At 73.3% G+C, this 22,339-nt stretch carries 19 protein-coding genes and 2 riboswitches; of the genes, 13 read left to right on the forward strand and 6 right to left on the reverse strand.

From position 1 onward, the window contains the following. The first annotated feature begins 293 nt into the window (after positions 1 to 293). Positions 294 to 388, forward strand: a riboswitch (glycine riboswitch). Next, a riboswitch (glycine riboswitch) is annotated at positions 389 to 527 on the forward strand. Positions 528 to 625: 98 nt separating this feature from the next. Beyond that, positions 626 to 3,529: an aminomethyl-transferring glycine dehydrogenase gene (gene gcvP / locus QSK21_RS03510; RefSeq protein ID WP_285693898.1), complete on the forward strand. Its 2,904-nt coding sequence runs from the start codon at positions 626 to 628 to the stop codon at positions 3,527 to 3,529. 163 nt (positions 3,530 to 3,692) lie between these two features. Further along, positions 3,693 to 4,814: a tetratricopeptide repeat protein gene (locus QSK21_RS03515; protein WP_285693694.1), complete on the forward strand. Its 1,122-nt coding sequence runs from the start codon at positions 3,693 to 3,695 to the stop codon at positions 4,812 to 4,814. A gap of 3 nt (positions 4,815 to 4,817) precedes the next feature. On the opposite strand, the gene QSK21_RS03520 is transcribed toward QSK21_RS03515, so the two are convergent. Then, on the reverse strand, positions 4,818 to 5,243 hold the full coding sequence (locus QSK21_RS03520; RefSeq protein WP_285693695.1) for a PPOX class F420-dependent oxidoreductase: 426 nt from the start codon (positions 5,241 to 5,243) through the stop codon (positions 4,818 to 4,820). A 72-nt stretch (positions 5,244 to 5,315) separates the two neighbouring features. Between QSK21_RS03520 and QSK21_RS03525 the strand changes: the two genes are divergently transcribed. Next, the gene (locus tag QSK21_RS03525; protein WP_285693696.1) at positions 5,316 to 6,011 is read left to right on the forward strand and encodes an alpha/beta hydrolase family protein; all 696 of its coding nucleotides are present in this window, start codon (positions 5,316 to 5,318) and stop codon (positions 6,009 to 6,011) included. Between the two features lie 67 nt (positions 6,012 to 6,078). Here QSK21_RS03525 and QSK21_RS03530 read toward each other — a convergent pair whose 3' ends face one another. Continuing rightward, entirely contained in the window at positions 6,079 to 6,282 is a 204-nt protein-coding gene (locus tag QSK21_RS03530) for a DUF5999 family protein (protein WP_285693697.1), read from the reverse strand. 363 nt (positions 6,283 to 6,645) lie between these two features. Between QSK21_RS03530 and QSK21_RS03535 the strand changes: the two genes are divergently transcribed. The 3 genes from QSK21_RS03535 (at position 6,646) to QSK21_RS03545 (ending at position 9,526) form a co-directional block, all read left to right on the forward strand. Beyond that, a complete protein-coding gene (locus QSK21_RS03535; protein WP_285693698.1) occupies positions 6,646 to 7,374 on the forward strand; it encodes a (Fe-S)-binding protein in 729 nt (242 codons plus the stop codon). A 98-nt stretch (positions 7,375 to 7,472) separates the two neighbouring features. Beyond that, a complete protein-coding gene (locus QSK21_RS03540; RefSeq protein ID WP_285693899.1) occupies positions 7,473 to 8,888 on the forward strand; it encodes a lactate utilization protein B in 1,416 nt (471 codons plus the stop codon). Next, positions 8,885 to 9,526 (forward strand): LutC/YkgG family protein, encoded by a 642-nt coding sequence (locus tag QSK21_RS03545; protein WP_285693699.1) that lies wholly within the window; start codon positions 8,885 to 8,887, stop codon positions 9,524 to 9,526. The genes QSK21_RS03540 and QSK21_RS03545 overlap by 4 nt, the downstream gene beginning before the upstream one ends. On the opposite strand, the gene QSK21_RS03550 is transcribed toward QSK21_RS03545, so the two are convergent. Further along, positions 9,527 to 10,123: a TetR/AcrR family transcriptional regulator gene (locus QSK21_RS03550; protein ID WP_285693700.1), complete on the reverse strand. Its 597-nt coding sequence runs from the start codon at positions 10,121 to 10,123 to the stop codon at positions 9,527 to 9,529. A gap of 143 nt (positions 10,124 to 10,266) precedes the next feature. On the opposite strand from QSK21_RS03550, the gene QSK21_RS03555 reads away from it, so the two are divergent. Further along, entirely contained in the window at positions 10,267 to 10,689 is a 423-nt protein-coding gene (locus QSK21_RS03555; RefSeq protein WP_285693701.1) for a plectin, read from the forward strand. Positions 10,690 to 10,884: 195 nt separating this feature from the next. After that, entirely contained in the window at positions 10,885 to 11,565 is a 681-nt protein-coding gene (locus QSK21_RS03560) for a maleylpyruvate isomerase N-terminal domain-containing protein (RefSeq protein ID WP_285693702.1), read from the forward strand. 37 nt (positions 11,566 to 11,602) lie between these two features. Here the strand turns inward: QSK21_RS03560 and QSK21_RS03565 are convergent, their stop codons facing one another. The 3 genes from QSK21_RS03565 to QSK21_RS03575 all read right to left on the reverse strand — a co-directional run bounded on the left by QSK21_RS03565 (position 11,603) and on the right by QSK21_RS03575 (position 14,006). Next, positions 11,603 to 12,985 (reverse strand): nitrate/nitrite transporter, encoded by a 1,383-nt coding sequence (locus QSK21_RS03565; protein ID WP_285693703.1) that lies wholly within the window; start codon positions 12,983 to 12,985, stop codon positions 11,603 to 11,605. A 182-nt stretch (positions 12,986 to 13,167) separates the two neighbouring features. After that, positions 13,168 to 13,410 carry a metallothionein gene (locus QSK21_RS03570; protein WP_285693704.1) on the reverse strand — a complete coding sequence of 81 codons (243 nt, stop codon included), beginning with the start codon at positions 13,408 to 13,410 and terminating at the stop codon, positions 13,168 to 13,170. A gap of 101 nt (positions 13,411 to 13,511) precedes the next feature. Beyond that, positions 13,512 to 14,006, reverse strand: coding sequence for an NUDIX domain-containing protein (locus tag QSK21_RS03575; protein ID WP_285693705.1), 495 nt, complete (start codon positions 14,004 to 14,006; stop codon positions 13,512 to 13,514). Positions 14,007 to 14,332: 326 nt separating this feature from the next. Between QSK21_RS03575 and QSK21_RS03580 the strand changes: the two genes are divergently transcribed. The 5 genes from QSK21_RS03580 to QSK21_RS03600 all read left to right on the forward strand — a co-directional run bounded on the left by QSK21_RS03580 (position 14,333) and on the right by QSK21_RS03600 (position 22,336). After that, positions 14,333 to 16,444: a molybdopterin oxidoreductase family protein gene (locus QSK21_RS03580; RefSeq protein ID WP_285693706.1), complete on the forward strand. Its 2,112-nt coding sequence runs from the start codon at positions 14,333 to 14,335 to the stop codon at positions 16,442 to 16,444. Further along, the gene (locus tag QSK21_RS03585; RefSeq protein ID WP_285693707.1) at positions 16,441 to 17,946 is read left to right on the forward strand and encodes an FAD-dependent oxidoreductase; all 1,506 of its coding nucleotides are present in this window, start codon (positions 16,441 to 16,443) and stop codon (positions 17,944 to 17,946) included. Before QSK21_RS03580 ends, QSK21_RS03585 begins: the two co-directional genes overlap by 4 nt. 250 nt (positions 17,947 to 18,196) lie before the next feature. Then, positions 18,197 to 20,749 (forward strand): nitrite reductase large subunit NirB, encoded by a 2,553-nt coding sequence (nirB, locus tag QSK21_RS03590; protein ID WP_285693708.1) that lies wholly within the window; start codon positions 18,197 to 18,199, stop codon positions 20,747 to 20,749. After that, entirely contained in the window at positions 20,746 to 21,162 is a 417-nt protein-coding gene (gene nirD / locus QSK21_RS03595; protein ID WP_285693709.1) for a nitrite reductase small subunit NirD, read from the forward strand. Before nirB ends, nirD begins: the two co-directional genes overlap by 4 nt. Continuing rightward, on the forward strand, positions 21,146 to 22,336 hold the full coding sequence (locus QSK21_RS03600) for a uroporphyrinogen-III synthase (protein WP_285693710.1): 1,191 nt from the start codon (positions 21,146 to 21,148) through the stop codon (positions 22,334 to 22,336). Before nirD ends, QSK21_RS03600 begins: the two co-directional genes overlap by 17 nt. Positions 22,337 to 22,339: the final 3 nt, after the last annotated feature.

Genomic DNA, 22,339 nt, shown 5'->3' on the forward strand with positions numbered 1-22,339 from the left:
GCGCGTTCAAGGTGACGTCCACGGTGATGTGTACCCTTCTGGCCCGCGTGCCCGGGGTGGCGCGGGGACTCCTCGCCCGCCGGTCCCCGTCCGCGGCGGCCCTGTGCTCCCCCGTCCCTGGCGTCCCCTCGGCCCCGTGAGATGTGGGTATCGTACTGGGCCGTACGCGGAGGGGATCAACGCCTGGGATCCGGCGACGGGTCCGATCGGGGACGTCCGCGGGCGAGGTGACCCGCCCCGTGGCGATCGGACCGGCGGCGGGGTTGGATAGAGTGCTGCGAAGGAACAGCCGTCGACCCTGTGCGGGAGAGATCCCACGCCGCCGGTGTGGGGCGCCGAAGGGGCAACCTCCCCGGAACCTCTCAGGCAAAAGGACCGCTCGGGCGAGGCACCTCTGGAAAGCAGGCACCGTTCCCCGATTTCGGGGTACGGGGTCTCACCGAAGGGGAAATCCCGCACCGCCGGGAGGGCGCACCTCGCGGACGGGACGGGCGAATCTCTCAGGTGCCGATGACAGAGGGGGAGACCGGCCGCCGGCCTCGTGGTGCCGTCCGGGGTTCGTCCCCGGAGGCCCCGCGTGACGGCGGTGGCCCTGAGCGACCTCAGCAGCCAGGAGGCTCCCCAGATGACCGCCCAGTACTTCGCCCCCGTGGCGTCGCCGCAGCATCCACGGTCGGCGTTCGTCGACCGGCACATCGGGCCCGCGCCGGACGAGACCGCCCGGATGCTGGCGGCCATCGGCTATTCCGGCGCCGAGGCCCTGATCGACGACGCGGTGCCCGCCGCGATCCGCACCGCGCGCCCGCTGAACCTGCCGCCCGCGCTGAGCGAGAGCGCCGCGCTGGACCGGCTGCGCGAACTGGCGTCCCGCAACACCGTGCTGACCTCGATGATCGGCCTGGGCTACCACGGCACGATCACCCCCGGCGTGATCCTGCGCAACGTGCTGGAGAACCCCGGCTGGTACACCGCGTACACCCCGTACCAGCCGGAGATCTCCCAGGGCAGGCTGGAGGCGCTGCTGAACTTCCAGACCGTGGTGAGCGACCTGACGGGCCTGCCGATCGCCAACGCCTCCATGCTGGACGAGGGCACCGCCGCGGCCGAGGCGATGGCCCTGGCGCACCGGGTGTCCAGGCGGGCGTCCAGGCACGCCGCGGCGGGTGCGTTCCTGGTGGACGCCGACGCGCTGCCGCAGACCATCGAGGTCGTGCGGACCCGCGCCGTCCCGCTGGGCATCGAGGTGGTGACCGCCGACCTGAGCGGGGGACTGCCCGAGGGCGACTTCTTCGGCGTGCTCGTGCAGTACCCGGGCGCGTCCGGCGCCGTGCGCGACCTGGAGCCGGTCACCGCGCGGGCGCACGAGCGCGGAGCCCAGGTCGTCGTCGCCGCGGACCTGCTGGCGCTCACGCTGCTGCGGCCGCCGGGGGAGTGGGGCGCCGACATCGTGGTGGGCTCGGCGCAGCGGTTCGGCGTCCCGTACGGGTTCGGCGGCCCCCACGCCGGTTACATGGCGGTGCGGGAGGGCATCCAGCGCCAGCTACCGGGTCGGCTGGTCGGCGTGTCGGTCGACGCGGACGGCGCCCCGGCGTACCGGCTGGCGCTTCAGACCCGCGAGCAGCACATCCGTAGGGAGAAGGCCACCAGCAACATCTGCACGGCGCAGGTGCTGCCGGCGGTGATGGCGGCCATGTACGCGGTCTACCACGGCCCCGAGGGCCTGGCCGCGATCGCGCAGCGCGTCCACCGGCACGCCCAGGCCCTGGCCGCCGGGCTGCGGCGGGCGCCGGACGTCGAGATCGTCCACGACCGCTTCTTCGACACGGTCCTGGCACGGGTGCCGGGCCGCGCCGCCGGGATCGTCCGGCGCGCCCGCGACCTGGGGATCAACCTGCGCCCCGGGGACGCCGACCATGTCGCGATCGCCTGCGACGAGACGACGACCGAGGACCATCTCACCGCGGTATGGAGCGCGTTCGGCCTGGACGGGCCGGTGCCCGCCGAGGCCGAGGGGGACGGCTTCGGCGCGCTGCGGCGCGAGAGCCCCTACCTCACCCACCCGGTGTTCCACGCCCACCGCTCCGAGACCGCCATGCTGCGCTACCTGCGCAGACTCGGGGACAAGGACATCGCGCTCGACCGGTCGATGATCCCGCTCGGCTCCTGCACGATGAAGCTGAACGCGACCGCCGAGATGGAGCCGATCACCTGGCCGGAGTTCGCGGACATCCACCCGTTCGCGCCGCTCGACCAGGCCCGCGGCTACCTGGAGCTGATCGGCGAGCTGGAGGACCGGCTGGCGGAGATCACCGGGTACGCGAAGGTGTCGGTGCAGCCGAACGCCGGGTCGCAGGGCGAGCTGGCCGGGCTGCTGGCCATCCGCGGCTACCACGCCTCCCGCGGCGAGGAGCACCGGACCGTGTGCCTGATCCCGTCCTCGGCCCACGGCACCAACGCCGCCAGCGCCGTGATGGCCGGGATGAGGGTGGTGGTCGTCGCGTGCGACGACGGCGGCAACATCGACCTGGACGACCTGCACGCCAAGATCGCCGAGCATGGCGCGAGGCTGGCCGCGATCATGGTGACCTATCCGTCCACCCACGGCGTGTTCGAGGAGACGATCACCCAGGTGTGCGAGGCCGTGCACGAGGCGGGCGGCCAGGTCTACGTGGACGGCGCGAACCTCAACGCGCTGGTCGGGCTGGCCCGTCCCGGCGAGTTCGGGTCGGACGTCTCGCACCTCAACCTGCACAAGACCTTCTGCATCCCGCACGGCGGCGGCGGTCCCGGCGTCGGGCCGATCGGCGTCCGCGAGCACCTGGCGCCGTTCCTGCCCACCCACCCGCTCCGTCCCGAGGCGGGCCCGGGGGAGACCGCCGGGAACGGCGTGGGACCCGTCTCCGCGGCGCCGTGGGGCTCGGCGGGCATCCTGCCGATCTCCTGGGCGTACATCGCGATGATGGGCCCGGACGGGCTGCGCGCCGCCACCGAGGGCGCGATCATCGCGGCGAACTACGTGGCGGCCCGGCTCGCCCCGCACTACCCGATCCTCTACACCGGCCGGAACGGCCTGGTCGCGCACGAGTGCATCGCCGACCTCCGCAAGATCACCAAGGAGACCGGGATCACGGCGGAGGACGTGGCCAAGCGTCTGATCGACTACGGCTTCCACGCGCCGACCCTGTCGTTCCCGGTGGCCGGCACCCTGATGATCGAGCCGACCGAGAGCGAGGACCTGGCCGAGCTCGACCGGTTCTGCGACGCGATGATCGAGATCCGCCGTGAGATCCAGCGGGTCGGCGACGGCGGCTACGACCGCGACGACAACCCGCTGAAGAACGCCCCGCACACCGCGGAGTGCCTGGTCACCGAGGAGTGGAAGCACCCCTACAGCCGCGAGGAGGCCGCCTACCCCTTGCCGTCGCTCCGCGACGGCAAGTACTGGCCTCCGGTGCGCCGGATCGACCAGGCCCACGGCGACCGCAACCTCGTCTGCTCCTGCCCGCCGCCGGAGGTCTTCGAGGACTGAGGGGCGGACTGAGGGCTCAGCCATCCCGCCCGGCGCCCTGACCAGCCAACCATCGCGATTACGAGCGAAGCCGGATTCGAGCCTGCGAGAATCTGATCGCGCGACGGGCCGCGGGGAAGGGCGCCCGGCGCCCAGGGCATCGCCAGAGAGCTAGAGGCGGAGTATGAGCGAGACCTCGGACGGCGCCGGCCCCGACCGGCTCTGTGAGGGGGCGCGGCGGCTGGCCGAGGCCGGTGAGCACGAGCGGGCCGCCGGCCTGTTCCAGGAGGTGCTCGCCCTCGGCGACACCCCGTACCGGGCGCAGGCGGCGCTGGGGCTCGCGGTCGTCCGGGACGACTCGGGCGATGTCGAGGGCGCCAGGGAGGCGGACCGGATGGCCATCGCCACCGGTGACCCCGAGTACGGGCCGCGGGCCGCGTATCACCTGGCGCTCACCCACGAGCGCGCGGGCGAGCACGACCAGGCCGCGCCCGCCTGGCGGCGGGTGGTCGAGTTCGGCAACCCGGCCTACCTGCCGCCGGCGCTGCTGGCGCTGGCCCGGCTCGCCGACGACGCGGGCGACTTCGCGGCGGCCCGCGACCACTGGGAGGAGGCGGTCGCCACCGGGGACGCCGAGTACGGGCCGGTCGCGGCGCACGATCTCGCGCAGCGGCTGCTGGAACGCGGCGAACCGGCGCCGGCGCTGCGGGTCCTCACGGCCGGGATCAAGCTGATCGACCGGGAGACGGCCCCGTACGCCTATGCCAGGCTGGCCGTCGCGCTCGGCATCGCCTACCTCGACCAGGCGATCGGCGCGTTCGGGGCGGCCCTGGGCGATCCCGACGCGGCGGCGGACCCGGAAGTGGGTCCGCTGGCCGTCGAGCTGCTGGCGCGGACCCTGCCCTTGCGGGGACGCGGCGGCGAGGCCGGGGAGGTGTGGCGCCGCGGTCTGGCCGACCCCGGGGTCGCGGCGCAGGTCAGGGCGCGGTTGCGGCGGGACTTCGCCGAGGACGGCGATCCGGCGGATCTGTGGTGGGAGCCGGTGGTCGAGCGGGCGGTGTCCGAGGGGACCCTGCCCGCCCTGGCCGGGGAGGCTTTCGGCGCCCTGGACCACATGTACGCGCTGCTGGCCGTCCGGTACGCGCGGCAGGGCGATGCGGACGGGGAGGCCGATCAGGCCATCGAGGAGGCGGTCCGGGTTCCCGGCGGTTATGCCTGGGGGCCGCTGCTGCACGAGAGTTTCGCCGAACGGTTCCGCCTGGCGACCGGCGCGCCGCCACCGGCCCGCCCCGGCGCGGAGACCTGAGGGTCAGGCCGCCAGGTCGCGCTCGGCGATCACCTTGGTGATCCGCATCCTGACCAGCAGCTCGCCTTCGACGGCGTTGCGGCGGCCGAACTCCTCGGCCCTGTCGGCGCCCATGTAGCGGCCGCCGATGGCGGTGGCCCAGCGCAGCATCTCGTCCAGATCCTCGGAGACGGTGGCCTCGCCGCGCAGGTGGACGTAGGAGTAGGGCGGCGTCTGGTCGTCCACGGCGATCGACATCCGCGGGTCGCGCAGCAGCGCGCGGCCCTTCACGGTGTCGCGCCCGGTGGTGAACACCAGGTCGTCGCCGTCCAGGACGAACCAGATCGGCGTCACGTGCGGGTGACCGTCGGCGGTGGTGACGGCGGCCTTCCCGGTGCGGGTTCCCTCGGTGACGAACGCGCGCCACTCGCTCTCGGTCATCTTCGGCATGCCCCACAGTCTGCCGTCGCGACGTGACGGGCGCGCGCCGCCTCGCGGGCCGTACCGGCTACCGTGAGCGGCATGAAGGTCGAGACGGTCCAGGGCGTGGCGGAGGTGACCCTCGACGGGCCCGGCGGGCCCGGCGGGCCCGCGGAACCACGGTTCCTGCTGGTGCTGACGCACGGCTCGAACGGGGGAGTGGACGCGCCCGACCTGCTCGCCGTCAGGGACGTCGCGCTGCGGCTCGGCGGGGTGGTCGCGAGGGTGCTGCAGCCGTTCCGGGCGGCGGGCCGCCGCGCGCCCGGCTCGGCGGCGCGGCAGGACGCGGCGTGGCTGGAGGTCATCGGGGCGCTGCGGGACCGGTTCGGGGCGCTGCCGCTGGTCCAGGGCGGCCGCAGCAACGGGGCCCGGGTCGCCTGCCGGACGGCGGGCGGGGCCGGGGCCGTGGGGGTGGTCGCGCTGGCGTTCCCGCTCGTTCCGCCCGGGAAGCCGGACCGGTCACGGGCCGGTGAGCTGCGGGAGGCGCTGGAGGCGGGCGCGGAGGTGCTGGTGGTGAACGGTGACCGGGATCCGTTCGGCGTGCCCGGCGCGGCGGACGCCACGAGGGTCGTGGTGCTGCCGGGTGAACGGCACGAGCTGGCGAAGGATCCCGGGGCGGCCGGGGCGGCGGCGGAGCCGTTCCTGCGCCGCTGGGCGGCGCAGGACGCGGCGGGAGTGCGCGGGAGGCGCGCTGTCGATCAGGCTGTCGATCAGGCTGTCGATCAGGTCGGCCCCTGAGGGCCGGCGGGCTGTCCCCCGAGAACGGTCATCGCTGCGGGTCGGTCCGGTCCGTCCGGTCCGCGGGTCAGGCCGCGGACGGCTGACGGAGGTCGGTCGGGCGGTGCGGTGCGATGATTCCCCCGTCGGGCAGCAGCTCACCGGTGTCCTCGAAGAGCACGACGCCGTTGCACAGGAGGCTCCACCCCTGCTCGGGGCGGGTGACGAGCGTCCGTGCGGCGTCGCGGTTGGGGTCTTCGGCCGAGGGACAGGGTGGCTGGTGCGGGCACATGGTGTGCCTCCGGTCTTGGTTACTCGGTTGCGGTCGTTCCTTCTGACGCCCTCAAGTGTGGAACGGTTCGCGCCGGGGCGGCCATAGCCCGTTGGGACGGTTGCGAGGTGGTACCGGAGTACCGTCCGGCTGTGACCCTTCTCACCCTGCGGTGTCAGGCCCAGCGTCCCCCGCGGCGGAGGGCGGCGCCGCGCCGACACGCCGACGGATCGGCGAACCTTCCGGGATTCGGTGTGAAGCTCCAGGTCAGGGGCGGTCCGGGTGGCGCCTTCCGCCGGGCCGGCCCCCTCGTTCTGCCCAGGTGGCGACCCGTCCCGCTCTACGATGACCCACGGGGCAGGGCCATGGGGGAAGGTGAGCTGCATGCGGGTCGCGCTCTTCGTCGCGTGCTTCAACGACGCGCTGTTCCCCGGCACGGGCCGCGCCGTGACGGCCCTGCTCGAACGGCTCGGGCACGAGGTGGTGTTCCCCGCTGACCAGACCTGCTGCGGGCAGATGCACTGGACCACCGGCTACCACCGGGAGGCCGCCGGCCTGGCGCGGGGCTTCGCCGAGGCGTTCGGGGGCGGCGACGTCATCGTCACCCCGTCGGCGTCGTGCGCCGCGACCGTCCGGCACGCCTACCCGCGGATCGCCGAGGCCGCCGGGGACCCCGGCCTCGCCGACACCGCCCGTGACCTGGCCGTCTACGAGCTCGCCGAGTTCCTGGTGGACGTGCTGGGCGTCACCGACGTGGGGGCCTCGTTCCCGCACCGCGTCGCCTACCACCCGACGTGCCACTCCCTGCGGTCCCTGGCCTTGGGGGACCGGCCGCTGCGGCTGCTGCGCCAGGTCAAGGGCCTGGAGCTGGTGGAGCTGCCGGCCGCCGGGGAGTGCTGCGGGTTCGGCGGGTCCTTCGCGATGAAGAACGCGGACGTGTCGGTGGCGATGGTGGCCGACAAGGTGCGGCACATCCGGGAGACCTCGGCGGACGTGGTGTGCGCCGTCGACAACTCCTGCCTGGCCCATATCGGCGGCGCCCTGTCGCGGCTGCGCGGCGGCGTCCGGGTCGCGCACCTGGCGGAGATACTCGCGGGAACCGAGGCCACATGACTTTGTCCTTCGAGGGATCCTCCGTGGGGACGACCCCCTCCTCCCAAGGTCCAGGGGCCGAGGCCGGGCCGGCCCGGGACCGCGCGCCGAAGTTCTCGGTGGCGGCCCGTACGGCGCTGGCCGACACCCGGCAGCGGGGGAACCTCGCGGCGGCCACCGCGACGCTGCGGGCGCGGCGGGCCGCCGTCACCGCAGAAGCGGACGACTGGGAGCGGCTCCGCGAGGCCGGGCGGGCGATCAAGGACCTGACGCTGCTCAACCTGGACGCCTACCTGGAGGAGCTGGAAGGGGCGGTGACCGCGGCGGGCGGCACCGTGCACTGGGCCGCCGACGCGGCCGAGGCCGGGCGGATCATCACCCGGCTGGTGCGCGACACCGGCGAGACCGAGGTGCTGAAGGTGCGCTCGGCGGTCGCCCAGGAGATCGGGCTGGACGAGGCGCTGCGCCGGGCCGGCATCGTCCCGCGCGACACAGGGCTGGCCGAGCTGATCGTCGGCCTGGAGCCGGGCGACCGGCCGTCCCACATGCTGTACCCGGCGATGCACCGCAACCGGGCGCAGGTGCGGGAGCTGTTCGCCCGTGAACTGCCCGGCGTGCCCGCCGACCTGCCCGACGACCCCGAGATCCTGGCCGAGACCGCCCGCGCCCGGCTGCGCGAGCGGATGCTGCCGGCCAAGGTCGCGATCTGCGGCGCCAACTTCCTGGTCGCGGAGACGGGCACGGTGGTGCTGGTGGAGTCGGAGGGCAACGGGCGGATGTGCCTGACCCTGCCGGACACGCTGATCACCGTGGCGGGCCTGGAGAAGACCGTGCCGACCTGGGCCGACCTGGAGGTCTTCCTGCAGTTGCTGCCGCGTGCGGCGGCAGGGGAGAGGATGACCGCGGCCACCTCCACCTGGACGGGCGTCACCCCCGGCGACGGGCCCAGTGCCTTCCACCTGGTGCTGGTCGACAACGGACGCACCTCGGCGCTGGCCGACGAGGCGGGACGGGCCGCGCTGCGCTGCATCCGGTGCTCGGCGTGCCTGGACGTGTGCCCGGTGTACGAGCGGACCGGCGGCCATCCGTACGGGCCGGTCCACCCGGGGCCGATCGGTGCCGTCCTGACCCCGCTGACGCAGGGAGTGGAGAGCGCGGCCAACGCGTCGCTGCCCTACGCCTCCACGTTGTGCGGGGCGTGCGCCGACGTGTGCCCCGTCAAGATCGACATCCCGGACCTGCTGGTCCGCCTGCGGGGCCGGGTGGTCGAGTCGCGCCGGCGCCGTCCGGTGCCGACTCCCGAGCTTGCGATGATGCGGACGCTGGCGTGGACGCTCGGCGAACGCCGCCGCTACGAGGTGGCGCTGCGGCGCGGCACCCGGTGGGCGCGGCTGCTGTCGCGCGGCGGCCGGATCCGCCGCCTGCCGGGCCTGCTCGGCAAGTGGACCGACGCCCGGGACGTGCCCGTGCCTCCCGCCCAGAGCTTCCGTGCCTGGTGGGAGTCCCGTCCCGCACGGCCAGGGGGGCGGCGATGAACTCCCGCGAACGGATCCTGGGACGGGTACGCGAGGCGCTGGGGCCCATGCGGGGCACGCAGGTCCCGGTGCCCCGCGACTACCGGCGGCGGATCAGCGAGCGGGAGGCGCCCACCAGGGCGGACGTGGTCGCGCTGTTCACCGAGCGGGTCGCCGAGCGGCGCGTGTCGGTCCGGCATGTCAGCGCCGACGAGCTGGCCACCGGCATCGCCGCCGCGCTGTGGGGCCGGGAGGCCAAGCGGATCATCGCGCCTCCCGATCTGCCGTTCGGCTGGCTGGCCGGGCTGGAGGGCGTCCAGGCGCAGGCCGACTCGCCCCCCGCCGACGCGGGCGTCCTGGACACCCTGGACGGGGTGGTCACCGGGTGCGCGGTCGCCATCGCGCAGACCGGCACGATCGTCCTGGACGGGGGACGCGCCCAGGGCCGCCGCGCCCTCACGCTGATCCCCCCGTACCACCTGTGCGTGGTGCACGCCGACCAGATCGTGGGGACCGTTCCGGAGGCGGTGGCCAGGCTGGACCCGTCCCGCCCGCTCACCTGGCTCAGCGGGCCCCCGGCGACCGCCGACATCGAGCTGGAACGCACGCCCGGCCTGCACGGGCCGCAGATCCTGGACGTGTTCGTCGTCGAGGACTGATCAGGGGTTCACGCCCGCCAGGACGAGGTCGAGCCCGGCGAGGAAGCGGCCCTCCCAGTCGACGGGGCCCTCCGGTTCCGCGGCCGTGATCGTCGTCTCGCCGTCGGGGCTCGTGCCGCGCACCTCCAGGGCGGTGTGGCCGATGACGTACGACAGCAGGGTGTGCGCCGCGACGGTGGCCTGTGCCTCGGGGACGCCGCCCTGCCGGAGGACCTCCCGCAGGGACGCGGCGGTGGACGCCAGGGCGGGCGGGTTGCGGCGGGTGACCAGCAGCGGCATGACCCCGGCGTGGCTCAGCAGGCGGTCGCGGTAGGAGCGGGCCCAGCCGCGCAGGGCCTCCCGCCAGCCGGCGGCGCCGGGGGAGAGGCTCGCGGGGGCGTCGGCCACGTGCGCGACCAGGCCGTCCAGCAGCTGTTCCTTGCCCCGGGGCAGGTGGTGGTAGATCGCCATGGCCTCGACCTCCAGGGCGTCGCCGAGCCTGCGCATGGTGAGGCGGCTCAGCCCCTGCCCGTCGACGATCTGGAGGGCGGTCTCGATGATGCGCTCGGTGGACAGCGGCGCGCGGTGCTGGGCGTTGATCGCTGGTTGCCGGACCATGGATCGACCTTACTGCGTAAAGGGCCGTGGCCGGGTGTCCGGCGACGCGACACGCCGGGACGCGCGTACGCTGTCACCGATCGCCAGGAAGCGCCGGACCCGTTCACCGGACCCGGACCGTCACGGAACACGAGGAGCACCCCATGCCGCTGGGCCGCCGCAGGAGCAAGGACGTCGCGGAACTGATCGAGGCCGATCGGGAGCTGGCCGGGACCTACCGTGACCGCCTGGCCGAGGCGAACGAGGCGGAGGAGGCACTGCGCGCCGCGGAGGCCGCCGGCGGCACCGACGCGGGGCCGCGCGAGGAGGCGATCGCGTTCGACCGGGCGCTGACCGCCGCGCTGCTGGCCGCGGAGGCGGCCGAGCGGGTCGCGGCGGGGCCGAAGGCGTACGCGCCCGAGGGCGCCGACCCCAAGACGCGCCGGGCGGCCGAGATCGCCTACCGCAAGGCCAAGGCGAAGCCCTCGGTGCGCCCGTGGACGGAGGAGGTGGACCGGCTGCGCACCGCCCGGGAGGCGCACCGGCTGAGCTACCGGACGGTCCCCAACACGGCCGCGTCGGTGTAGCCCGGGAGCCGGGACGGGCGGGGGACGGGCGGGGGTGACACCGCGTCCATGGTTGGCACCTGACGCGGATCTTTGAGAATCTACCCACCCGGGGAGCGGGGAAGACCCGGGTGGGGTGGTACGCGCCGGGTGAGGCTCATATGTTCCCTGGCGGAACGGGGAACCGGCACGGTGTTCTGATCGCGGGGGGATTCATTGGAGCGGACGCCGCCTGACCGTGATCGCGTCCTGGAGTCGTACCGGGACGGGGTGCGGGCGATCGGCGTGTTCGCGGACCGGGTGACGGACTGGTCCGCGCCGACCCCCTGCGCGGAGTGGCTGACGATCGACCTGGCCGGCCATCTGCGGTGCGTGGCGGAGAACTACCTGGAGTATCTGCGGGACGCGCCGGACAGCCGGCTGGCCAAGCTGTTCGCCAGGGACTCGGCCGCGGCGGTGCTGATCCGGCAGCAGGCGCGGCAGAACGCGGCGGAGCTGGCGGTGCTGCCGGCGGAGCCGGGAGGCGACCGGATCCTGGCGTTCCAGGTGTCGGCGAGCGCGTACGCCGATCTGCTGCCGGACATGTGGGACCGCACCCATCTGATCTACCGGGGCACCAAGTACACGGTGGGGGATCACGCGGGGGCGGCGTGCGTGGAATGGCATCTGCACGCGTGGGATCTGGCGCGGTCGATGGGTGCCGACTACCGGCCGGAGGATCCGGAACTGCTGGTGTCGGCGTGGCACTGGGGCGTGCCGCATCTGCCGTTGGCGGCGGGGGACGCGTGGGAGTCGGTGCTGCGGTCGTCGGGTCGTTCGCCGCTGTGGCCGGGCGGGCCGGAGGGCGGGGAGCGGCGGCGCCCGGCGCGGCCGACGCGCCGGGCCCCGTCCATCTGAGCCGAGCTCAAGCCGTCCTTGGGCCTTTTCGGGCCTTTCAGACGCCGGCGAGCTTCCTGGGGTGGGTCCTGATGTAGATCAGCCAGGTCAGGGCGAAGCACAGCGCGTAGAAGGCGATGAAGGCGATGTAGGCGGCGTCCCCGGTCTTGTAGGTGAGGAACGACTGGCGGAAGGCGATGTTGACCAGCACGCCGCCGAACGCGCCGATGGCTCCGGCGATGCCGATCAGGGCGCCGGCCAGGCGGCGGGCCTCGTGCTCGGCCGCGTCCGGATCGCCGCCGTTGGCGACGCCGAGCTGGGCCTTGGCGCGGAAGATGGCGGGGATCATCTTGTAGGTGGAGCCGTTGCCGATGCCGCTGAAGACGAACAGCAGGATGAACCCGGTGAGGTAGAGGGGCAGCGAGTGCCGCTGCGATGCGGCGAGGACCACGGCGGCAGCGGCGGCCATGGCCACGAAGTTCCAGAAGGTGACGCGGGCGCCCCCGGCCTTGTCGGCCAGCCAGCCTCCGACGGGACGGATCAGGGAGCCCAGCAGGGGGCCGAGGAAGGTGAGGTAGGCGGCCTCGATCGGGGTGGCGAACTCGGCCGTGAACTCGACCTGCAAAACCTGGCCGAAGGCGAACCCGAAGCCGATGAACGAACCGAACGTCCCGATGTAGAGGACGGACATGATCCAGGTGTGCGGGTCTTTGGAGACGTCCCGCATGGCCCGCTTGTCGTTGCGGGCCTGGGACAGGTTGTCCATGTAGAGGGCGGAGCCCAGGGTGGCCAGGACGATGAACGGGATGTAGATGCCCGCGACCAGTCCGGGGCTGCCGCTGCCCGCGGTGGCCAGCACCAGCAGGCCGACGAGTTGCACGACGGCGACGCCGAGGTTGCCGCCTCCGGCGTTGACGCCCAGGGCCCAGCCTTTGAGGCGCTGGGGGTAGAAGGCGTTGATGTTGGCCATGGAGGAGGCGAAGTTGCCGCCGCCGACCCCGGCGACGGCCGCGAGGACGAGCAGGGTGCTGTAGGAGACGCCCGGCTCGATGAGGAAGGCCGCCAGGATCGAGGGGACCAGCAGCAGCGCCGCGCTGAAGATCGTCCAGTTGCGGCCGCCGAACCTGGCGACGGCGAAGGTGTAGGGGATGCGCAGCGCGGATCCCAGCAGCGCGGGGACGGCGGTGAGCACGAACTTGCCCGCCGGGTCGATGCCGTAGGCGGGGCCCAGGAACAGCACCAGCACGGACCACAGGGTCCACACCGAGAACCCGATGTGCTCGGAGAAGATCGAGAAGATCAGGTTCCGGCGGGCCACGGTGGCGCCGCCGTTCTCCCAGAATGCGGGCTCCTCGGGCCGCCAGTCGTCGATCCAGTGGCCTTTGAGGCGGGTCAGCGGGCGACCGCGGCCTCTCGGTTTGAGGTCGGTGGTGACGGTCATCGGGACTCCTCGTGGTCGGTTCGTCACCACGCACGCTAGGAATCCCGGATTTCACGGGCGTGTGTCGCGTAATGCGCGAGTGATAATTCCACTGCACCGCGTACCGTGCCCCGTTGTGAGGGCGGCGGTCACTCGGAGCCTTTGCGCGGGGCGACCCCCACGTCCCCGAGGCAAGCGGTCACTCAGACATGATCGGCGACCATGTCGGCGACGCGGGGGACGGACTCGCGGGCGCAGTGGGCGCTGCAGTAGAAGCGGCCGTCGACCTGCATGCCGTGGCCGATGATCCGGCATTGGCAGTGCTCGCAGATCGGCGCCATCTTGGTGATCGCGCATTCGAAGGAGTCGAAGGTGTGCACGGCGCCTTGGGCGTGCACCTCGAAGCTCATGTCGTAGTCGTTGCCGCAGACCTCGCACGTCGCCATGGAGGATCCTCCCTGTGGACGGTGTCGCTCATGATCCTTCAGGGTCCGCTCCTACCCGTTCGGGACGCGGCCTACCGCCCGGGGCGTCCGCGGGCGGGCGCTCAGCCGGGGGTGAGGGAGCCGAAGGCGGGCTCGTGGCCGTCCTCCAGGTAGATGGCGCGGCGTTCGGCCAGGCCGCGCAGGCTGGGCGGCATGCGGCGGGCGATGTGCGGCGGTGCCAGCTCGTCGACCTTGTCGGGGGCGACCATGACGTGGCCGGACAGTTCCTCGGGCGGCAGGCGGAGCGCGGCGAGCTGCGCGGCGGTGATGGTGCCGGCGAACACGAAGACGTTGACCGCGTCCACGCCGTCGCGTGGCGGGCCCCAGTCGACGCACACCAGGCCGTCCAGCCGGGGGACGAGGCCGAGTTCCTCCTCGCATTCGCGCACGCAGGCGGCCAGCGGGGACTCGCCGTCCTCGATGACTCCGCCCGGCAGGAACCAGCCCTGCTTGTAGGTGGGCTTGACCAGGAGCACCTGTCCCAGGTCGTCCAGGAGCAGGGCGGCGGCGGCGCCGCGGGTGCGGGGAAGCGAGGCGTAGTAAGCGAGGTCGGGCATGCTCCGAGGTTAGGCGTGCCGGGGGCGTCGCGGGGTGCGGGCGGGCCGGTTCGCGCGCGGCCCGGGCGGGCGGCCAGCGATCCGTTCGATCATCGTGCGGGAAGTGACGAATGGTCATTGACAAGGGTCGACAACGCTTGACCCGTGATCGTCAATGGTCTCCGTCGTGGCCGGGGCGCTCTGGGGAGGGCCGTGGGACGCCCAAGCCGGAGCCGCCGGGGCGCACCCCGTTTGACCTTGGCGAACTCGTCCGTGTGAAGGGCTTTTAACATCGGGGTCACGTGCGGGACGCAGGGGCGAAACGGCGCCCGCACACGCTCGGTCCCATGACCGAGACCCCGACGCACTGCCCGTACTGCGCGTTGCAGTGCGGGATGTCGCTGGGATACGGCGCCGCGGAGGGCGGGCGGGTGCCGTTACGGGTGGTGCCCCGTGAGGACGTGCCGGCCAACCGCGGCGGGTTGTGCCAGAAGGGCTGGACGTCCACCGAGATGCTCGCCGTCCCCGACAGGCTGACCACGCCGCTGATGCGGGCCTCGCGGGACGCGCCGCTGGAGCCGTGCTCGTGGGACGAGGCGCTGGAGCGGATCGTGTCGGAGGTCACGCGGCTTCAGGGCGCGCACGGCCCGGACGCGGTGGCGGTGTTCGGCGGTGGCGGTCTGACCAACGAGAAGGCTTACCAGCTCGGCAAGTTCGCCCGGGTCGCGTTGCGCACGTCGCAGATCGACTACAACGGCCGGTTCTGCATGTCCTCGGCGGCGGCGGCGTCGGGACGGGCGTTCGGGATGGACCGGGGGCTGCCGGGGCCGATCACCGATCTGGGCCGGGCGGACGCGGTGCTGCTGGCCGGCGCGAACGTGGCGGAGACGATGCCGCCGTTCATGCGGCACCTGACCGACCTGCGGCAGGCGGGCGGCGCGCTGATCGTGGTCGATCCGCGCCGTACCGCCACGGCGCGGCGGGCCGACCTGCATCTGCAGCCGACGCCGGGCACGGATCTGGCGCTGGCCAACGGGCTGCTGCACCTGGCGATCGTCGAGGGGCTGGTGGACGAGGCGTACCTCGCGGAGCGGACCTCGGGGTTCGAGGCGGTGCGGATGGTGGCCAACGCCTACATGCCCGAGCGGGTCGAGCGCATCACCGGGGTGCCCGTGCCGCACATGCGGGAGGCGGTGCGGCTGCTGGCGGGCGGGCGGCGGCGGTCGTACATCCTGACGGGGCGGGGCGCCGAGCAGCACGCGCGTGGCACGGACATGGTGACCGCGTTCATCAACCTGGCGCTGGCGCTGGGCCTGCCGGGGCGGGAGGGCGCGGGGTACGGGTGCCTGACCGGGCAGGGCAACGGGCAGGGCGGGCGGGAGCACGGGCAGAAGGCCGACCAGCTCCCCGGCTACCGCAAGATCGACGACCCGGCGGCGCGGGCGCATGTCGCGGCGGTGTGGGGCGTGCGTCCCGAGGACCTGCCGGGGCCCGGACGGTCGGCCTACGAGCTGCTGTCGGCCCTCGGTACGCCGGGCGGGCCCAGGGCGCTGCTGCTGTTCGGGTCGAACCCGGTGGTGTCGGCGCCGCGCTCGTCGTCGGTCGAGGAGCGGCTGGACGCGCTGGACTTCCTGGCCGTGGCCGATCTCGTCCCGTCGGAGACCGCGCGCCGCGCCGACGTCGTGCTGCCCGCCGCGCAGTGGGCGGAGGAGTCGGGGACGGTGACCAACCTGGAGGGACGGGTGCTGCGGCGCAGGCGGGCGGTGCCGCCGCCGCGCGGTGTCCGGACCGACCTGGAGATCCTGGCGGTGCTGGCCGACCGGCTGCACGCGCCCGGCACGTGGAGCACCGAGCCGGCCGAGGTGTTCGAGGAGCTGCGGGAGGCCAGCGCCGGCGGCCCGGCCGACTACTCGGGCATCACCTACGAGCGGATCGAGAAGGAGGGCGGGGTGTTCTGGCCCTGCCCCTCGGAGGCGCATCCGGGGACGCCGCGTCCGTTCCTGGACCGGTTCGCCACCCCGGACGGGCGGGCCCGCATGGTGCCGGTGGAGCACGGCGGCGCCGCCGAGGACGTCGACGCCGACTATCCGGTGTATCTGACGACGGGCCGTGTGCTGGCGCAGTACCAGAGCGGCGCGCAGACCCGGCGGGTCCGCCCGCTGGTGGAGGCGGCGCCCGAGGCGTTCGTGGAGTTGCACCCGGATCTGGCGGGGCGGCTGGGCATCGAGGACGGCGGCGGCGTGCGGGTGGCCAGCCGCCGGGGCGAGGCGACGGTGCGGGCGAGGGTGACCGGGACGATCCGCGGCGACACGGTGTTCATCCCGTTCCACTGGGCGGGCGAGGGCCGGGCCAACCTGCTCACCAACCCGGCGCTGGACCCGACGTCGCGGATGCCGGAGTTCAAGGTGTGCGCCGTACGGCTGGAACCCCTGGCGGAGGGAGAGGGAGGTAGCCGGTGAGCGGGATCGTCGTCGTCGGGAACGGCATGGCGGGGTCGCGGCTGGTGTCGGAGATCAGGGAGCGGGACCCGCGGGTGCCGCTGACGGTGTTCGGCGCCGAGCCGCGGCAGCCCTACAACCGGGTGCTGCTGTCGAGCGTGCTGGCCGGCGCGACGGGCCCGGACCAGATCGGCCTGGTGGACCCTGCCTGGTACGGGGCGAACGGGGTGGACGCGCGGCTGGGGGTGGAGGTGGTGCGGATCGACCGTGCCGCCAAGGTCGTGCACGGCTCGGACGGCGGCGCCGTCCCGTACGGGACGCTGGTGCTGGCCACGGGCAGCCGGTCGGTGGTGCCGCCGATCCCCGGCACCAGGCTGCCGGGGCGGGACGGGCTGCCCGCGGGCGCGGTGACGTTCCGGACCCTGGACGACTGCGCGGCGATCATCGAGGCGGCGTCGGGGGCGCGGCGGGCCGTGGTGGTCGGCGGCGGGCTGCTGGGCATCGAGGCGGCGCGCGGCCTGGCCGGGCGCGGGCTGGAGGTGACGGTGGTGCATCTGGCCGGTCACCTGATGGAACGGCAACTGGACCCGGGCGCGGGGAAGGTGCTGGCCCGTACCCTGGGCCGCCTGGGCGTCCAGGCCCGGGTGGACGCCAACGTCACCGCCCTGCGCGTCCAGGACGGTCGTGTGACCGGCGTGGAGCTGGCGGCCCGCGACACGGCGCCGGGTCAGGGGGCGCCGGGTCATGGGGCGCCGGGTGCCGAGACGCTGGACGCCGACCTGGTGGTGATCGCCTGCGGTGTGCGGCCGGAGGTCGGGCTGGCCCGCTCGGCCGGCCTGGAGGTCGACCGCGGGATCGTGGTGGACGAGACGCTGCGGTCGGTGACCGACCCCTCGATCCGGGCGATCGGGGAGTGCTCCCAGTACGGCGGGGAGGTGTACGGGCTGGTGGCGCCCGCGTGGGAGCAGGCGGCGGTGCTGGCCGACCTGCTGACCGGGGCGGACACGGCGGCCAGGTTCACCGGGTCGCGGCAGATCACCCGGCTCAAGGCGACCGGCGTCGATCTGGTGGCGATGGGGGAGACCCATCACGGCGACGACGATCCCGAGGTGGAGATCATGAGCTTCGCCGACGCGGGGACCGGCACCTACAAGAAGGTCGCGATCCGGCGGGACCGGCTGATCGGGGCGATCCTGCTCGGCGAGACCAGCACGGCGGGCACGCTGACGCAGCTCTACGACCGCGCGGCGCCGGTGCCGGCCGACCGGCTCAGCCTGTTCTTCCCGGGCATGGGCGGCGCGCAGCCCGCCGAATCGCCGGTGCGGATGCCCGACGCGGCGACCGTGTGCCACTGCAACAACGTCACGAAAGGCCGAATTCGCGCGTGCTGGGAGAATGGCGCCCGTACCGTCGAGGAGGTGTGCGCGCGGACCCGCGCGGGCACCGGATGCGGCGGCTGCCGGGACGCCGTGGAGGGCATCGTGGGCTGGCTGGGCGAACAGGAGTCGGTGCCCGCGGGCTGACCCGTGCCGCCCCTCCTCCAGGGCCGCCTGGGAACCCCTGGGAACCGCCTGGGAACCGCCTGGGAACCGCCCAGGAACCGCCGTGATCCGTGGCGATCGCGGCGGTTTTTCCATTCGGGAAACAACCGCCGAAGGCATCGCCGCGTTGATTGCGGGATGACCACGATTCGATGACGAAGTGAGGCCCTTTTAACACGCCGGTGACAAAGGAGACGCAACCGCGAAACGGCCCCTGCTGAGGATCGGCCCCATGAGCGACGGAGGGGACGCATCCAGGGAGCTGGTCGTCGTCGGCCACGGGCCCGCCGGTCACCGGCTGGTCGAGGCGCTGCGTGAGCGCGACACGGCCGGCTCCTGGCACATCACGGTGATCGGAGAGGACCCCAGACCCGCCTACGACCGCGTGGCGCTGACGTCGTACCTGACCGAGGGCGCCGACCTGGCCTGCGCGCCGCACGACGACGTTGTCGACGTGCTGACCGGTGACCCCGTGGTGGCGATCGACCGGGCCGCGCGGGTCGCGCGCACCGCCTCCGGCCGCGAGGCCGCCTTCGACGCGCTGGTGCTGGCGACCGGGTCCGCGCCGTTCGTCCCGCCGGTGCCCGGCCGCGACCTGCCCGGGGTGTTCGTCTACCGCACCATCGAGGACCTGGACGCGCTGCGTTCCCACTGCGCGAACCTTACAACGTCAAGGCCGGAGGCCGGTGGCGTCGTCGTCGGCGGCGGACTGCTCGGCCTCGAAGCGGCGCGAGCCCTCCAAGGGCTGGGCGTCGACACCCACGTGGTGGAGGTCGCTCCCTGGCTGATGCCGCGCCAGCTCGACGAGGGCGGCGGGGCGATGCTGCGCCGCCACATCGAGGGCCTGGGCATGAGCGTGCACGCCGGGACGCCGATGGCGCGGCTGGTGGCCGGCGGGGACGGCGCCGTGGCGGCGGTGGAGCTGTCGGACGGCGCGGTGATCGACGCCGGTGTGGTGGTGTTCTCGGCGGGGATCCGCCCGCGTGACGGGCTGGCCCGAGAGTGCGGCCTGCCGGTGGGGGAGCGGGGCGGCGTGGTGGTGGACGCGTCGTGCCGCACCGAGGATCCGGCGATCTTCGCGATCGGTGAGTGCGCGCTGGTGGACGGCCAGGTGTACGGGCTGGTGGCGCCGTGTTTCAGCATGGCGGAGGTGGTGGCGGACCAGTTGCTGGCGCTGGCGGCGGGTACGCGGAGCCCGGCGCGGTTCGAGGGGGCGGACTCCTCGACGAAGCTGAAGCTGATGGGCGTGGACGTGGCCAGCTTCGGTGATCCGTTCGCGGGGGCCGGTGAGGGCGCGCTGGATGTGACCTATACCGATCCGGTGGCGGGGATCTACAAGAAGCTGGTGGTCAGCGACGACGCGCGGACGTTGCTGGGCGGGGTGCTGGTGGGGGACGCCGAGGCGTACCCGACGTTGCGGGCCTGTGTGGGGGCGGAGCTGCCGGGGTCGCCGGAGCAGGCGTTGTTCGGGGGGACCGAGGCGGCGGGCGGTGACCTGCCTGGGGCGACGGTGATCTGTAGTTGCAACAACGTGACGGCGGAGACGATCCGGTGCGCGATCCGTGATGAGGGCCTGACGGATGTGGCGGGGGTCAAGGCATGCACGCGGGCGGGCGCCACGTGCGGCAGTTGCGTGCCGCTGGCCAAGAAGCTGCTGGACGCGGAGCTGGCGGCGGCGGGCGTCGAGGTGAGCAAGGCGCTGTGCGAGCACTTCGACCACAGCCGGGCGGAGTTGTTCGACATCGTCCGGGTGACGGGGATCGGCACGTTCACGGGGCTGATCGAGGCGTACGGGCGGGGCCGGGGGTGTGACATCTGCAAGCCGGCGGTGGCGTCGATCCTGGCGAGCCTGGGCAACGGGCACATCCTGGAGGGCGAGCAGGCGGCGTTGCAGGACACCAACGATCATTTTCTGGCGAACCTGCAGAAGAACGGCACGTATTCGGTGGTGCCGCGGGTGCCGGGCGGGGAGATCACTCCGGACCGGCTGATCGTGATCGGTGAGGTGGCCAAGGAGTTCGGGCTCTATTTGAAGATCACGGGGGCGCAGCGGCTCGACCTGTTCGGGGCCCGGGTCGAGCAGCTTCCGCGGATCTGGAAGCGGCTGGTGGACGCGGGGTTCGAGTCGGGGCACGCGTACGGCAAGGCGTTGCGGACGGTGAAGTCGTGCGTGGGGTCGACGTGGTGCCGGTACGGGGTGCAGGACTCGGTCGGCATGGCGATCAAGCTGGAGCTGCGGTATCGGGGGTTGCGGGCTCCGCACAAGCTGAAGGCGGCGGTGTCGGGGTGTGCGCGTGAGTGCGCGGAGGCGCGGGGCAAGGACTTCGGGGTCATCGCGACCGAGAAGGGCTGGAGCCTGTATGTGGGCGGCAACGGGGGGATGCGGCCCAGGCACGCGGACCTGTTCGCGACCGATCTGGATGAGGAGAGCCTGGTCCGTTGTATCGACCGGTTCCTGATGTTCTATATCCGCACGGCCGACCGGCTGCAGCGCACCGCGAGCTGGCTGGAGGGCCTGGACGGGGGGCTGGGGTACCTGCGCGAGGTGATCGTGGAGGACCGGCTGGGGATCTGCGCCGAGCTGGACGCGGCGATGGAGCGGCATGTGGGCTCCTATTCCGATGAGTGGCGCGACACCCTGAACGACCCCGAGAAGCTGAGCCGTTTCGTCTCGTTCGTGAATGCTCCCGACACGCCCGATCCCAGCATCGTGTTCGCGCCCGAGCGTGAGCAGATCAAGCCGGTGCTGGTGGCGGGTCCGAGGCTGGAGGTGGCCGCTCGATGACCACGACGCACGATCTCGTCCGGTTTCCCGCCGCCGGTTCCGGTGTGCGGTGGCACGACATCTGCGCCTATGACGATCTGATCCCCGAGCGGGGGGTGTGCGCGATGGTGGAGGGGGTTCAGGTGGCGGTGTTCCGTGTCTTCGACGGCGGGTTGTTCGCGTTGTCGAACCTGGATCCGTTCAGCGGGGCGCAGGTGATGTCGCGGGGGATCCTGGGCACGCGGGGTGGGGCGCCGACGGTGGCGTCTCCCATGTTCAAGCAGGTTTTCGATCTGCGTACGGGGGTGTGCCTGGACGATCCGCGGGTGGCGTTGCCGACGTTCGCGGTGCGGCGTGTGCCGTCCACGGGGCGGGTGGAGGTGGCCCTGCGGGAGGCCCGGGAGGTGGCCCGGCCCGATGACGACCGACAGTGAGCCCCTTGCCGGATTCGCCGTCGGGGTGACGGCGGCCAGGCGGCATGAGGAGCTGGCCACGTTGCTGGAGCGGCGTGGGGCGCGGGTGGTGCATGCTCCGGCGATCCGGCTGGTGCCGTTGTCGGATGACGCTGAGTTGTTGCAGGCCACGCATGAGTGCATCGGGCGGCCGCTGGACCATGTGGTGGTGACGACGGGGATCGGGTTCCGGGCGTGGCTGGAGACCGCCGATGGGTGGGGGCTGCGGGACGGTCTGATCGAGCGGTTGTCGCGGGTGGGGATCCTGGCGCGGGGGCCGAAGGCGCGTGGGGCGATCCGGCAGGCGGGGCTGCAGGAGGTGTGGTCGCCGGAGTCGGAGAGTTGCGCCGAGGTGCTGAAGTACCTGCTGGAGAAGGATCTGTCGGGGGCGCGGGTGGCGGTGCAGTTGTACGGTGAGCATCTTCCGGAGTTCACCGGGGCGCTGCGGGCGGCGGGTGCCGAGGTGATCGAGATCCCGGTGTACCGGTGGTCGCGGACCGATGATTCGACGCCGTTGCGGCGGCTGGTGGGTCAGGCGGTGGCGGGGACGGTGGACGCGATCGCGTTCACCTCGTCTCCGGCGGTGGCGGCGACGCTGGCGGTGGCGGCCGAGGACGGGCTGGAGGAGCCGCTGGTGGAGGCGTTGCGCACGCATGTGGTGGCGGCGTGCGTGGGTCCGGTGACGGCGCAGCCGCTGGTGGAGCGGGGGGTGCCGACCGTTCAGCCGGAGCGGGCGCGGATCGGCGCGCTGGTGCGGGCGCTGGTGACGGATCTGCCGCGGCGGCGGTCGCGGCGTTTGCAGGTGCGGGGGGTGTCGCTGGAGTTGCGGGGGCACGCGGTGGTGCTGGACGGGCAGTTGCGGCCGATCGCTCCGGCGCCGATGGCGATCTTGCGGGCGTTGGCGCGGCGGCCGGGGCATGTGGTGTCGCGTGCGGAGTTGTGCGGGGTGCTGCCGAGCCGGTTGATCGTGGGCGGGTCGCCGTGGTCGCGGGACGGGCGTCCGCAGGCCGATGAGCACGCGGTGGAGATGGCGGTGGCGCGGCTGCGCCGTGGCCTGGGCCGGTCGGGGATCGTGGAGACGGTGGTCAAGCGCGGGTACCGGCTGGCGTGTGATCCGCGGCTGGCCGACACGCTGCGGGCCGACAGCGGTGCGTGAGGG

The sequence above is a fragment of the Actinomadura sp. NBRC 104412 genome (genome assembly GCF_030269515.1).
GTDB lineage: Bacteria > Actinomycetota > Actinomycetes > Streptosporangiales > Streptosporangiaceae > Spirillospora.

Coding starts and splice junctions, on each gene's coding strand:
- gcvP (WP_285693898.1), top strand. CDS start 626: ATGACCGCCCAGTACTTCGCCCCCGTGGCGTCGCCGCAGCATCCACGG.
- QSK21_RS03515 (WP_285693694.1), top strand. CDS start 3,693: ATGAGCGAGACCTCGGACGGCGCCGGCCCCGACCGGCTCTGTGAGGGG.
- QSK21_RS03520 (WP_285693695.1), bottom strand. CDS start 5,243: ATGCCGAAGATGACCGAGAGCGAGTGGCGCGCGTTCGTCACCGAGGGA.
- QSK21_RS03525 (WP_285693696.1), top strand. CDS start 5,316: ATGAAGGTCGAGACGGTCCAGGGCGTGGCGGAGGTGACCCTCGACGGG.
- QSK21_RS03530 (WP_285693697.1), bottom strand. CDS start 6,282: ATGTGCCCGCACCAGCCACCCTGTCCCTCGGCCGAAGACCCCAACCGC.
- QSK21_RS03535 (WP_285693698.1), top strand. CDS start 6,646: ATGCGGGTCGCGCTCTTCGTCGCGTGCTTCAACGACGCGCTGTTCCCC.
- QSK21_RS03545 (WP_285693699.1), top strand. CDS start 8,885: ATGAACTCCCGCGAACGGATCCTGGGACGGGTACGCGAGGCGCTGGGG.
- QSK21_RS03550 (WP_285693700.1), bottom strand. CDS start 10,123: ATGGTCCGGCAACCAGCGATCAACGCCCAGCACCGCGCGCCGCTGTCC.
- QSK21_RS03555 (WP_285693701.1), top strand. CDS start 10,267: ATGCCGCTGGGCCGCCGCAGGAGCAAGGACGTCGCGGAACTGATCGAG.
- QSK21_RS03565 (WP_285693703.1), bottom strand. CDS start 12,985: ATGACCGTCACCACCGACCTCAAACCGAGAGGCCGCGGTCGCCCGCTG.
- QSK21_RS03570 (WP_285693704.1), bottom strand. CDS start 13,410: ATGGCGACGTGCGAGGTCTGCGGCAACGACTACGACATGAGCTTCGAG.
- QSK21_RS03575 (WP_285693705.1), bottom strand. CDS start 14,006: ATGCCCGACCTCGCTTACTACGCCTCGCTTCCCCGCACCCGCGGCGCC.
- QSK21_RS03580 (WP_285693706.1), top strand. CDS start 14,333: ATGACCGAGACCCCGACGCACTGCCCGTACTGCGCGTTGCAGTGCGGG.
- nirB (WP_285693708.1), top strand. CDS start 18,197: ATGAGCGACGGAGGGGACGCATCCAGGGAGCTGGTCGTCGTCGGCCAC.
- nirD (WP_285693709.1), top strand. CDS start 20,746: ATGACCACGACGCACGATCTCGTCCGGTTTCCCGCCGCCGGTTCCGGT.
- QSK21_RS03600 (WP_285693710.1), top strand. CDS start 21,146: ATGACGACCGACAGTGAGCCCCTTGCCGGATTCGCCGTCGGGGTGACG.